Source organism: Mesorhizobium sp. WSM4815 (genome assembly GCF_055811575.1).
This window is the reverse complement of sequence record NZ_JBVVQS010000096.1, coordinates 151214-163919: the sequence shown is the minus strand read 5'-3', so window position 1 is coordinate 163919 and position 12706 is coordinate 151214. Positions and strand designations below refer to the sequence as shown.

Annotated in this window: 11 protein-coding genes; 8 read left to right on the top strand and 3 right to left on the bottom strand. The window is 63.4% G+C overall.

The genetic code is table 11. The annotated features are described in order from the left end of the window. Nucleotides 1-132: 132 nt before the first annotated feature. Entirely contained in the window at nucleotides 133-1638 is a 1506-nt protein-coding gene (locus AC0L2B_RS19150) for an Ig-like domain-containing protein (protein ID WP_473746439.1), read from the bottom strand. Between the two features lie 205 nt (nucleotides 1639-1843). Here AC0L2B_RS19150 and AC0L2B_RS19145 point away from each other — a divergent pair, with 205 nt between their 5' ends. The 8 genes from AC0L2B_RS19145 to AC0L2B_RS19110 all read left to right on the top strand — a co-directional run bounded on the left by AC0L2B_RS19145 (nucleotide 1844) and on the right by AC0L2B_RS19110 (nucleotide 9817). Continuing rightward, a complete protein-coding gene (locus AC0L2B_RS19145; RefSeq protein ID WP_473746505.1) occupies nucleotides 1844-2983 on the top strand; it encodes a transporter substrate-binding domain-containing protein in 1140 nt (379 codons plus the stop codon). Then, a complete protein-coding gene (locus AC0L2B_RS19140; protein WP_473746438.1) occupies nucleotides 2984-3613 on the top strand; it encodes an ANTAR domain-containing response regulator in 630 nt (209 codons plus the stop codon). 261 nt (nucleotides 3614-3874) lie between these two features. Next, a complete protein-coding gene (locus AC0L2B_RS19135; protein ID WP_473746437.1) occupies nucleotides 3875-4720 on the top strand; it encodes a nitrilase family protein in 846 nt (281 codons plus the stop codon). Nucleotides 4721-4774: 54 nt separating this feature from the next. Then, nucleotides 4775-5941, top strand: coding sequence for a substrate-binding protein (locus AC0L2B_RS19130; RefSeq protein ID WP_473746436.1), 1167 nt, complete (start codon nucleotides 4775-4777; stop codon nucleotides 5939-5941). 66 nt (nucleotides 5942-6007) lie between these two features. Next, nucleotides 6008-6841, top strand: coding sequence for a branched-chain amino acid ABC transporter permease (locus AC0L2B_RS19125; RefSeq protein WP_027151250.1), 834 nt, complete (start codon nucleotides 6008-6010; stop codon nucleotides 6839-6841). Then, nucleotides 6828-8606 (top strand): branched-chain amino acid ABC transporter ATP-binding protein/permease, encoded by a 1779-nt coding sequence (locus tag AC0L2B_RS19120; protein WP_473746435.1) that lies wholly within the window; start codon nucleotides 6828-6830, stop codon nucleotides 8604-8606. Before AC0L2B_RS19125 ends, AC0L2B_RS19120 begins: the two co-directional genes overlap by 14 nt. Beyond that, nucleotides 8599-9333, top strand: coding sequence for an ABC transporter ATP-binding protein (locus tag AC0L2B_RS19115; protein ID WP_473746434.1), 735 nt, complete (start codon nucleotides 8599-8601; stop codon nucleotides 9331-9333). Before AC0L2B_RS19120 ends, AC0L2B_RS19115 begins: the two co-directional genes overlap by 8 nt. A 244-nt stretch (nucleotides 9334-9577) precedes the next feature. Further along, nucleotides 9578-9817 carry a DUF2905 domain-containing protein gene (locus AC0L2B_RS19110; RefSeq protein WP_473746433.1) on the top strand — a complete coding sequence of 80 codons (240 nt, stop codon included), beginning with the start codon at nucleotides 9578-9580 and terminating at the stop codon, nucleotides 9815-9817. A gap of 822 nt (nucleotides 9818-10639) precedes the next feature. On the opposite strand, the gene AC0L2B_RS19105 is transcribed toward AC0L2B_RS19110, so the two are convergent. After that, nucleotides 10640-11521 (bottom strand): 5'-3' exonuclease, encoded by an 882-nt coding sequence (locus tag AC0L2B_RS19105; RefSeq protein WP_473746432.1) that lies wholly within the window; start codon nucleotides 11519-11521, stop codon nucleotides 10640-10642. Continuing rightward, nucleotides 11502-12701, bottom strand: coding sequence for a mandelate racemase/muconate lactonizing enzyme family protein (locus tag AC0L2B_RS19100; protein WP_473746431.1), 1200 nt, complete (start codon nucleotides 12699-12701; stop codon nucleotides 11502-11504). The genes AC0L2B_RS19105 and AC0L2B_RS19100 overlap by 20 nt, the downstream gene beginning before the upstream one ends. Nucleotides 12702-12706 lie beyond the last annotated feature (5 nt).

Genomic DNA, 12706 nt, shown 5'->3' with positions numbered 1-12706 from the left:
TTGCAGACACCAGCCAGTCGGGTCGTGAAGGGCTCCGATGAGCGCTGATGCCCCTTACTGCTCAATGGGGAGGGAAATCCTGCGCATGGGCGATCACGCCCGGTCTATGTAGCTGCGCCCCACCATCCGCGGCTACAACACGAAGAAGTCGTTCACTGTGAGGAATGTGCTCGGGTCCAGGGCGGCAAACTTGACAGTCGCCGCTCCACCTGCCCCGTCCGCATCGAATAGCAGATCGCCGGTCTCCCGGTCGTAAATGATGTGGTCGTTGTCATCGATGGCGTGCTTGCCGACGACGAAAACCGCAGCGGAAAGCGAGCCGGCCGACAGCCCGACGAATGCGGAGCTGTCCAGCCAGAACACATCGTCGAGCGCATTGAAGTCTTCTATCCTGTCGTAGTTCGCCGGCCCAAGTGCGTCGAACACGAAGACATCCCTGCCCTCCTCGCCGGCCAGCCGGTCGCGGCCGGCGCCGCCATTGAGGATGTCGTCGCCAGCACCACCGCGCATGTCGTCGGAGCCGGCGCCGCCGTCGAGGACGTCGTCGCCGGTGTCACCGCGGACGCCGTCTGCGCCCTCACCACCGCTGATCTCGTCATCGCCAGCGCCGCCCTTCAGCCAATCGGTGCCCGCGCCTCCAACGATGTCGTCCGCGCCCGCGCCGCCGAACAGCTGGTCATGGCCGGCACCGCCGTCGAGCGTATCGTTGAACGGGGTGCCGCTGATGCGGTCGTCCCCGCCCAGCGCGGCGACGAGCACGGCATGATCATGGCTTGCGTAGCTCGCGATGTTTTTGGCGTCGGTCAGGGTAATGGATTCGGCCGGCGGAGTGACGGTGATCGTAACCGTCGCCACATTGCTGTTGCCCTGGCCGTCCGTAGCGTAAACCGTAAAGCTGTCGGTGCCGATGAAGCCGGCCTGCGGAGTGTAGTCGAACAGGTTTCCGCTCAGAAAATCCGCATGATAGTGCAGGCTAGTGCCATAATGACCCTGGTGAAACGGGTAGTAGTTACCGTCGAAACGCGTCTCCTGCTCCAGGGTGCCGCTGTCCGGCCCGTCCAAGACGATAAAGTTCAAGAGATCGTAGTCGGCATCTGTCGCGCTGAACTTGACGTCGTCGAGAGATTGCGCCTGCGAAATCGACAAGTCCAGGTCGGCAACGGTGGGCGAATGATTAACGAAGGTGTCGGACTGAAGCACGCCCCCTTTCAAGATGATCTGGTGCTGACCGTATTGGGTGTTTTCGCCGCCGAAATATTCGTTCGCCCCGATCCATGTCACCGTGAGGTCGTCGGGGCTGTCGGCGCTGATCGAGACGATCCGGACCGACTGGAAGGCCGCTTGGTCGGACACGGTGCGGAGAAAATTGCCTTCGTTGTCGAAGACCTGCGTTTCCACCGTCGTCCAGGTTTCGGTCCTGCCCTCGTGGGTGAAGCTGGTGATGGTGAAGAAGCCATCGAAGACATCGACCGAAGCCAGTTCGACCCCACCGAAAGGAAAATCCGGCTTTGCGCCTATCGGTCCGATTACGTCGCCGTCTATTTCCGTAATGCTGAAAAGGACCGAGTCAGGACTCGGATTGGGATTCTCTGGTTCGTTCCATACGATGAGTTCACTGCCATTGCTTAAGGTCGGCATCCTGTCTCTTCCTTGCCTTTGCGCTGGACGTGCTGCGGATGCCCCCATTTCCAACAGTAACATGTTACGCGAGACGGATCGGTGACAGACCCAACCGCCTTTCGCCTTCTTCGAATGTGGTTAACTCGGTGATCATGCCAGCCCCGATGGCGATTGCCATGACGCCTCGCGTGCAATAGGCCTTTGCCGGAAAAGGCCAGGGAGGATTGCCGTGAGAGAACCAGCCGGGACATGGCGCGTCGGCATCCTTTTTTCGCGCAGCGGCATCACCTCGGTCACCGAAAGCGAGCATTTCTATGGAACCGCTCTCGCCATCGAGGAGATCAATGCCGGCGGCGGCGTGCTGGGGCGGCAGATCGAGCCGATCGCCTACGATCCTGGCAGCGACCCCGAGGCGTTCCGCTCGCTGGCCCGCAAGCTTCTGACCGAGGACGATGTCAACGTCATCTTCGGCTGCTCGATGTCGGGCAGCCGCAAGGCGGTGCTGCCGATCGTCGAGCGCTACAACGGCCTGCTCTGGTACCCGTCGATCTACGAAGGCTTCGAATATTCGGAAAACGTCCTCTACACCGGCGCCACCCTCAACCAGAATACCTTCGCACTGGCCGACTTCATCCTGCAGCGTTACGGACCGCGCGTCTTCATGGCCGGGTCCGACTACATCTATCCGCATGAATCCAACCGGGTGATGCGCGACCTCCTGGAATGCAAGGGCGGCACCATCGTCGAGGAACAGTATGTGCCGCTCGACGCCGATGAACGCCGCATGCGCCGGCTGATGGCCGACGTCGAGAAGGCCGCGCCGAACGCCGTCTTCTCGACCGTCATCGGCCGCAGCGCACAGATCCTCTACAGGCTCTATGCCGAAGCCGGCATCGACCGGACACGGCGGCCGATCGCCAGCCTGACCCTCGCCGAAGGCGAGATTCGCGTGATCGGCGCCGAGCACTGCACCGGGCATGTGCTGGCCGCCCCCTATCTGGCGAGCGTCGACAGCGGCGAGAACCAGCGCTTCGTCGGTGAGCTCGCTCGCCGCTTCGGCGACCGCACGACGGCGACCATGTGGTCGCAGACGGCGTATACGCAGGTTCACCTGTTCGCCCGCGCGCTGGAAAAGGCCGGAACCCTCGACACGTACCGCCTCGGCCAGGCGGCGCTTGAGGTCGACTATGCGTCGCCGGAGGGCAGGATGATGTTCGACCAGGAAAACCGCCACGTCTGGTCGACGCCACGCATCGGCATCGCCAACGCCACCGGGCAGTTCGACATCGCCTGGCAGTCGCAGGTCGCGATCCGGCCAGACCCCTATCTTGCTGCGACCCATTTCGAAGAGCCGTGGCTCTAGATGACGGCGACGCTCAAACGCATCCTTAGCGATCTCCGGCAGGCGGAGATCCTCGTCGTGCACCCGAAGGACGAGGATGGCGCCGCCCTCGTCGACCACCTCAGGCGCCTTGGCTGCGAAGTCAGGGCAGCGTGGCCGCCGCCGGCCTCGATCCCGGCCGACATCGACACGGTGTTCGTTCAGGTCGGCGAGGCGCCGACCGACGCGATGGTGTCGCTCATCGAGAGCGCCAACGCCGCCGTGGTCGCCATCGTCACCTATGAAAGCCCGACCTCGATCAAGGCGATCATCGACCTCAACGCCCATGGCGTCATCACCAAGCCGCTCAGGCAGTTAGGCGTGCTGACGCAGTTTGCACTGGCCCGCTACCGCTACGGCTACGAAGGGCGGCTGGCCAACAAGGTGCGTAAGCTGGAGGATACGCTGAAGGGACGCCGGACGATCGAGAAGGCGGTCAAGGTGCTGGTCGAGATGAACGGCGTCGACGAGGAAACCGCCTACAAGCTGATCCGCGACCAGGCGACATCGAAGCGGGTGGCCCTGGTTTCGGTGGCCGAAGGCATCCTCGCCGCGCAGGAGGCGATGCGGACTTTCGGCTTCGGGATTTCCACGCCAGGCAATCAGAAATAGCCGGACAGCCGACAGCCCGACAAGATTGTCGCATCAGAAAGTTCTTACAACCACCTGATTTTATTCCTCTAAACAGCCACTTCCTTGCGCGGCAGACTGCCGGACTCTTTGGCCCTTGACGCGGCCTCCCGGCTGTGCAACTTCTTAAAGCACGAGCAGGTTTGCTCATCGGCAGGAGTGCCGTTTCACATTGATGGCTATGTAGCCCTTGGCTCGCGGATGATGTCCGCGCCAGGGGTTTTTTGCGTTTGGAGACTGGACTTGGCAATATCTGAGCAAGCTTCCGCGGACCTCCGTCTGGCCTGCATCCAGTTCCAGCCGGCCGTCGGCCGGTTGGACGATAATCTCAAGTCGATGGAGCGGCTGATCCGCCAGGCCGCCGGGCTCGGCGCAACGGTAGTGGTGCTGCCGGAACTCGCCGACAGCGGCTATGTCTTCGACAGCCAGGAAGAGTTAGCCGCAATCGCCGCCCCCATCCCTGCCGGACGCAGTGCCGTGCTGCTATGCTCGCTGGCCTATGAACTCGGAATGCACATCGTCAGCGGCCTTGCCGAGCGCGATGGCGACCGGTTCTTCAACGCAGCCATGCTGTGCGGGCCGTCCGGCCCTATCGGCACCTACCGCAAGCTGCATCTGTGGAACCGGGAGAAGCTCTATTTCCAGCCGGGCAATCTCGGCCTGCCGGTGTTCGATACGGCGATCGGCAGGATCGGCGTGGCGATTTGCTACGATGGCTGGTTCCCCGAGACCTACCGGCAGCTGGCGCTGCAGGGTGCAGAGCTGGTCTGCGTTCCCACCAACTGGGTGCCGATGCCCGGCCAGGGCCATCACCTCGAGCCGATGGCCAACATCCTGCACAAGGCGGCCGCCCACAGCAACGGCATCTACATCGCCTGCGCCGACCGCGTCGGCACCGAGCGCGGCCAGCCGTTTGTCGGCCGGAGCCTGATCGTCGGGCCGACCGGCTGGCCGATCGCCGGCCCGGCCAGCGAGCAGGACGAGGAAATTCTCATCGCCACGATCAGGCTCGGCGACGTCGCCAGCAGCCGGGCGCTGAGCGAGCGCAACGACGCTATCGGCGACCGCCGAACCGACGTCTACGGATAACCAGGAAGAAGCCGGCACGAACCGGTACGATCAACACTGAGAAAGGGGAATACCATGACAAACAGAACAGTGATCCTTGCGATCGCTAGCGCCGCCTTGGCCGGCGTCGCCGCGGCGACCACCGCCTTCGCCGAGGACGGGCCAATCAAGATCGGCATCCCGGTGGGACTGTCGGGCGCCAACAGCGTCGTCGCGCCCTCGGTCGTCCAGTCGGCCGAACTGGCGGTCGCTGAGATCAACGAAGCTGGCGGTGTGCTGGGGCGGCAGCTTGCGCTGGAGATCGCCGACGACGCCTCCGGTGCAGCCGGCGCGCAGAAGGCCTTCGATGCGCTGGTCTTCCAGAAGGAGGTCAACGCCGTCATCACCATGGAGACGAGCGCGGCGCGCAATGCCGGCCTGCCGATCATCTCGAAGGGCGATATCCCCTATATCTACACCTCGTTCTACGAGGGCAAATCCTGCAACGCCAATTTGTTCGTCAACGCCTGGGTGCCCGAGCAGCAGGTCCCGCCGATCGTCGACAATTTCATCAAGTCGCAAGGCGCCAGGAAATTCTTCCTGATCGGCTCGGACTATGCTTTCGGCCGCGGCATGCTGGAGTTCGCCAAGGCTTACATCGAGAAGGCGGGCGCCAGCATCGTCGGCGAGGAATACCTGCCGATGGAAGGCAGCGACTGGACGGCGATCATCTCCAATCTGAAGGGCTCTGGCGCCGATGCCGTGATCACCTCGACGGCGGGCGGCGCGCCCAATGTCACCTTGACCAAGCAGTTGCGCGGTGCCGGTGTCACCATCCCCTACGGCAACCTGGCCGTCGATGAAGGCACCGCCAGGAGCATGGGCGCAGACGCGGCCGGAATCTTCATTTCCGCTTCCTATGTCACCAGCATCGACAGCGCCGCCAACAAGAGCTTCCTTGCCGCCATGCAGAAGAAATTCGGCGCCGAACTTCGCACGCCGAACGACCTTTCGGTGCCGGAATATGAAGGCATCTATCTCTACAAGGCCGCAGTCGAGAAAGCCGGGTCGACCGACACCGCCGCTGTGCTCGCAGCCCTGCCCGAAGTATCCTTTGTCGGCCCGCGCGGCACGGTCTCGATGAGCAGGCAGCACCATGCTCCGCTGACCATGTATCTCGGCCAGGTAAAGCCGGATGGCTCGGTCACGGTGGTCGACACTTTCGAGGGCGTCGACCCTGGCGAACAGTGCCCGAACCTGTAGTCGCGCCGGCAATCGTTACGGGGTGGCGATTGTCCGCCACCCCTTCCACATGATCGGGGACTTGCCATGATGCTTCTCCTGGACATGGTGACGACGGCGGCGATCCTGTTCATCGTCGCCGCCGGCCTGCTGGCGATTTTCGGGGTGCTGAAGATCATCAATTTCGCGCACGGCGCCTGGCTGACGATCGGCGCCTATTGCGCAGTGGCAACGGCCGGGCTTGGACTAAACCCCTGGCTGGCGCTGCCGATCGCCTTTGCCGTCGGCGCAGTCCTTGGCGGCATCACCGAATTGGTCATTGTGCGGCCGCTCTATCGCCGCCCGCTCGACGCCATCCTGGCGACTTGGGGCCTGGGCATCGTCATCGGTCAGTTGATCACGCTGTGGTTCGGGCGCGACGTGCAATTCACCCCCAATCTCTTGTCGGGCACCGTCGATGTGTTTGGCGTCGGCTATTCGCTCTATCGGTTGTTTGCGGTCGCCGCCGCGCTGGTGATCGGGCTCGCCTTCACTTTCCTTCTCGAAGGCACGCGGCTCGGCCTGTCGGCGCAGGCGGTGATCATGAACGAGATGCTGGCGCGCGCGCTCGGCATCGACACCGCGCGCGTGCGCCTCGCCACCTTCATGATCGGCACCGGGCTCGCCGCGCTGGCCGGCGTGCTGTTGACGCCGCTGACCAGCGTCGACCCGAACATGGGAGTCGCCTGGCTGATCGGCTCGTTCATGCTGGTCATGGTCGCCGGCTCGTCCTTCTCGACGCTGGCCATCGCCTGCCTGGTCTTCGGTGGCGCCCAGGTTCTGGTCAGCACTTTCGTCAGCCCCATTTTCGGCGGCATCACGGTGGCGGTCCTCTGCGCCCTGGTGCTGCGCATCAGCCCGAAGGGATTTGCCCGTGCCTGAGAGCCGTTCCACCCCGCCAAGGGTCTGGCTGTTTGCCGCGCTGGCGCTTGCAACGGCGGTCGTCGTCATCATCGGCCCGGCGCTGTTCGACCGCTTTACGCTCAATGTGCTGACCCGCTCGATGATCTACGCCATGCTGGCGGTGACCGTCGACATCCTGTGGGGCTACACTGGCATCCTGACCTTCGGCCAGGCTGCGTTCTTCGGCACCGGCGCCTATGCCAGCGCCATGGTGCTCAGCCATCTCGGCGCCTCCCCGGCGCTGATGGTCCTGGCGCTTGCATTGGCGATCATCGTGCCGGTGCTGCTCGGTGCCTTCGTTGGCTGGTTGTCATTCGGCCACGGCTCGACGCCGCTCTATGCGACGGTGATTTCGCTGGTCGGGCCGATCGTAGTCACGCAGCTGGTGTTTTCGGGTGGCGTGTGGACCGGATCGAGCAGCGGGCTGGTCGGCTATTCCGGCCTGCCGCTCGGCTTGCCGGGCTATTTCCGGCTGACCGGCATCTGCCTCATCGTCACCACGCTCGTCGCCCTGGTCTTCACCCGCTCGGATGCCGGCAAGCTGCTCGTCGCCATTCGCGACAATGAAGCGCGCTGCGCCTATCTCGGCCTCGATCCGCAGCGGCTGAAGATCGTGCTGACAACGATCCTTGCCGGCGTCGCCGGCATTGCCGGCTTTCTCTATGCCAACGCCTCGGGCGTGGTGGCGCCGGAAAATACCGGCTTCGTCTTCGGCACCGAGATCGTCATCTGGACGGCGCTGGGCGGCCGCGGCACGATCATCGGGCCGGTGATGGGCGCGATCGGCATCGATTACCTCAGCGCCCAGCTTTCCGGCGACCTGCCCTTCCTGTGGAACCTGGTCGTCGGGGCGCTGTTCATCGTGATGATCATCCTTCTGCCGAACGGGCTGGCGCAACTGGCCAGAATGGTCCTGCCGCGCCGCAATGGAGAGCAGACCAGCCAACCTGGGTGCCCTGCCCTCGTCGCCGAGCCGAGCGGCAACGGCTTGGAGGCCGGCGACCGCGTGCTCGCCGTCAGCGGCCTCGGCAAATCCTTCGGCAGCCTGCAGGTGCTGCAAGGGATCGACCTCGACGTTCGCCCCGGCGAACTGGTCAGCCTCGTCGGTCCGAATGGCGCAGGCAAGACGACGCTGATGCGCTGCCTGACCGACGGAACCGAAGCCACGACCGGAACCGTCACCATCGCCGGCCAGGACATCAGCGGCATGACGCCGAATGAAATCGTCGCCCTCGGGGTCGGACGCAAGTTCCAGGTGGCGAGCGTCTTCGACAGCCTGACCGTCGCCGACTGCCTGCGCATGGCACGCGCCTCGCGCAAGGCGCCGAGCCTGCTGCGCCGCTCCGCCACGCTTGGATTGCCGGCGGCCGCCGCCGACATTCTGCGCTCCACCGGGCTCGACCGCATGCTCGGCCGGCCGGTGTCGCTGCTGTCGCATGGCCAGAAGCAGAGTCTCGAGCTCGCCATGGTCGTTGCGCTCGAGCCAAAACTCATCCTGCTCGACGAGCCGACGGCCGGGCTGACCAAGGTCGAACGCACCACCATCGGCGCGACGCTGCAGAAGCTGACCGGCGAGCTCGGCTTCGCCGCCATCCTGGTCGAGCACGATCTCGATTTCGTCCGCGACATCTCGACCAGGATCGTCGTTCTCCACCAGGGCAAGCTGGTGCTCGACGGCAGCGTCGATCAAGTCGTCAATTCCGAAGTGGTGAGGACGATCTATTCGGGAGGCGCCCATGCTTGAGGCAAGGCAGGCAGAGGCCAAAACCTTCGCGCCAAAACTGTCGCTGTCGAATGTGTCGAGCGGCTACGGGCCGGTTGCCATCATCGAGGCGCTGTCGCTGGCGATCGCGCCCGGACAGATCTTCGCGCTGATGGGCAAGAACGGCATGGGCAAGACCACCGTGCTGAAAACCATCCTCGGCTTCGTGGCGCTGCGTTCGGGCGACATCCGCCTCGATGGCGCGTCCATTTCAGGCGTCTCGCAGGCTTCGCTGATCGCGTCCGGCGTCGGCTACGCACCGCAGGAGCAGGCGCTGTTCCAGGATCTCAGCGTGCGCGACAATCTGCGCCTCGCCTTGCGCTCGGATCGCGATTTTGCGCAAGCCGTGGAACGGGTTTTTGGACATTTTCCGTTCCTCAGGGAGCGCCTGTCGCAACGCGCCGGAACGCTGTCCGGCGGCGAGCAGAAGATGCTCATTCTCGGCCGCGCGCTGATGCTGCAGCCGAAGCTGTTGCTGATCGACGAGATTTCCGAGGGCCTGCAGCCCTCAGTCGTCGAACGCATCGCCGCGGCACTCAGGGAGGAGCGCCGGACGAACGGCACGACGATCCTGATCGTCGAGCAGAACCTGCCCTTCGCCCTCGGCATCGCGGACAGCTGGGCGGTGCTGAAGCTCGGCCAGATCGACGATGCCGGAGATGTGACGGCGGGCACGGCGGCCCGCGTTCTTCAGCACCTGAAGATCTAACGCACCGCGCAAAAGCATGCCTGACCCTGGGCCGGACCCGAGGGCGCGCAGGCCAAAAATAGCGGCGGCTGACCGCGCGGCGACGAGTTTCTCACGCGCCTGTGGGCCGTCTGGAACCTGGGCCAAGCTCGTGAGTTCCAGAAAATGCCCAAGCGCCGACCCGGCATGGCGTTGCCGCTCTTGCGCGTTGGGCCGTGACCGTGGCCATCCAGCGCCCTAAGACGTCGACAACGGAACGGCGAAGGTGAACGAGAAAGAAGCAGCCGAAATTGAGCGCAACGAGATGTCGCGAACCCTGATTATCATTGGTTTGATCATAGTCGGCACAGGCCTGTTGTGGCCCTGGTTGTCGCGGATCGGTCTGGGCAGACTGCCTGGCGATATCGTCATCGAACGTGAGAACTTCACGTTTTATGCTCCGATCGGCACCGGGATCTTGATCAGCATCGTTCTCTGTTTTGTTCTGTGGCTACTCAACCGGTAACGGAGTCCACTTCGGAGGATGTGGCTGTGAGCGCGAGATTCTGTGCGGGGTATTTGCGTTGTCAGGGAAATGCGCCGGGATTATCGCAACTGGGACGCTGTGATGCTTTGGTCGGTTATCGCGTTCATTCTGATCCTATGCTCCACGCCGATTCTCAAGGCCCTGACCGAGTGATCCAGAATAGGCCGGCTCCTATATTATTGGCAGAAGCAGCCATCCCGCCCTGGATGCAAGGGCTCTCGCAGCTGGGAATCCGAGGCTTTCGCTCTACGATGTACCCCCACCCCTAACCCCTCCCCACAGGGGGAGGGAGACTTCCGCTGGCGCTGACCTCGGCAAATTGCCTGCCTTTCGGCGCCCAAAGGGGAGTTAAGGGCGCGCGGCAGTGTTCCCTCCCCCTTGTGGGGAGGGTTAGGGTGGGGGTCCCCCTTCGCAAGAATCCAAACGCGATTGCCCTGGCCCTGGATGGCAACGAAACTGCGAGCGCTTCCGCGCGTCGCTCGGCGATCCGCAGGCATTGGCCCTTGCTCTGCGACGGATCGAAGCCATACAGGGAGATGATTGGGAGCGTTTCGACTCGCGCGGGGCACGGTGGCTGCACTGGTTCCGGACCCATCCGAGCACAGCCGAGCGCATCGCGCGCCTGGCGCAACTCGTCTCGCCCGTTCGGCCCGATCTTCCGCTGGCGAACCGGACGGCCTATCTCGACTCGCTCGTCGGACGCGGCGATCGGTCCTGGCGGCAGCATCTCATGCGCGATTTCTTGTAGGACGGCAAAGCGTTGGTTTCGCGCCGAACAACGCTTGACCTCGCCTCCCGCGGTCAGCAACGCCAAGCGTTGAGCGCACGGGTGAGGAGCCGGGCGTCATTCAGCTGGATCACGCACCTCTCGAACGCTTTGGTCGGGCCGTGCCAGCGAAGTTCCTCGATATTATCGAAAAGCCGAGCGTCGGTGCGCAGCGTCGCGAGATTTTTGAACAAAAGCGCGATCTCTCTCCGCTTGCCGAGGATTTCCTGCGGAAAGCTTTCAAGCGGGCCGTAGCGGCCAAGCAGCCGGGCGGCCGAGACCAGGCCGATGCCTTCGAGACCCGGGTAGCCATCGGCGGCATCACCCACGAGCGCGAGGAAATCTGGGATCAAGGCCGGCTCAACTCCGAACTTCTCGCGCACGCCGGCGGCATCGCGAATTTTCTGGGTCCTGCGGTCTACCTGGACCACATGGTCACCGCGCACACACTGCGCGAGATCCTTGTCCGGCGTCCAGATGCACACCTTCTGCACGCCCTCATCGGCAGCCGCGCTGTGTGCCGCGGATGCCAGCGCGTCGTCGGCTTCCAGCTCGATCATCGGCCAGACCGCCACTCCCATCGCCGCCAGGGCGTCCTCGAGGGGGTGGAATTGCGCGAGCAATGCCGGCTCGATGCCATCCCCGGTCTTGTAGCCGGGCCAGAGCTGATTTCTGAACGATTCGATTACATGATCGGTGGCCACCCCAACATGTGTGGCGCCGTTCTCGATCATCTCCAGCACTGTGTTCAGCACGCCGACGACGGCGCCAAACGGCTTGTCTTGGCCATTGTTGAAGCGGCGTTGGCCATAGAAGTGGCGGAACAGTTCGTATGTGCCGTCAATTAAATGAACGATCATCGCAATCCTGCGCACGCGCTTGGCAAAAAGGGATGGTTCAGTCGAAGAAGCCCGCATCCTCTTCCCTGAGATACTTTCGGGCTGCTTCGGCGTCGATATCGAGGCCAAGCCCCGGCGCTTCCAGCAGATCCACCATGCTGTCCGTCACGATCTGCGACGGCAGGCCGATTACGAGGTCCTCCCACCAGGGATCGGAGGCGCTCGGATATTCGAAGGCGATGTAGTTGGCGGGCAAGGTGGCGCAGACATTGATCAACGCGCCGAGGCCAAGCAGGCCGTTCGCCGTGCCGTGCGGCGCCATCAGGATCGAGTGCATATGGGCGTGCTCGGCGACCCATTTGAGCTCGGCAATGCCGCCGATATCGGCAGGATCGGGGCCGATGACGCGCACCGCCTGCGTCTCGATCAGTTCCTTGAAATTGTGCCGCAGGTAAATCTGCTCGCCGGTATGGATTGGCGTCGAGGTGGAGGTTGTCAGCTCCCGATAGGCCTGCGGATTGACCCACGGCACATAGTCGCCAGTAAGCATGTCCTCCAGCCACATCAAATTGTACTTCTCAACCGCGCGAGCGAATTTGATCGCGTCGGGCAGCATCCAGCCCGGGCCGCAGTCGAGCGCCAGGCTCACCTTGTCGCCCAGCACTTCCTTCATCGCGATCACGCAGTCGAGCATGTGATTGAAACCGCGCTCGCTGATCACGCCTTGATCCATGGCACCGTGATAGCCGGCCTGCTTCTGCGTCACGCCGTAATGGAAACCGTCGATGGTGTCCTTCATGTTGGAGTGGAACGAGATTCCCTGCTTGATCATGAAGAAGTTCTGCGGCTGCTCCATCATCCATTTGACGTCAGCGGCGTAATCCTGTGGCCGGTCGCCCGTGCGTTTCCTGCGGATCGAGCCGTTGTAGACGCGCACCTTGTCGCGCACCTTGCCGCCGAGCAGTTTGTAGGCCGGCACGCCTGCGGCCTTGCCGGCAATGTCCCACAGCGCATGCTCGATAGCGCTTACCGCTGCGCCATAGGGCTTGAAAGAGCCGCGTTGGCGGATCTTCAACATCACCCGTTCGACGTCGGTCGGGTCCTCGCCGATCAGCGCCTCGCGAAAATGCAGGACCCACGGCTTGAGGTAGGGCTTGGTGTACTCGACCTCGCCCAGGCCATGGAGGCCCCCGTCGGTGACGATGCGAACGATGGGGTGCTTGCCGATAACAGCGCAACGGAGGTCGGTGATCTTCATCTTCG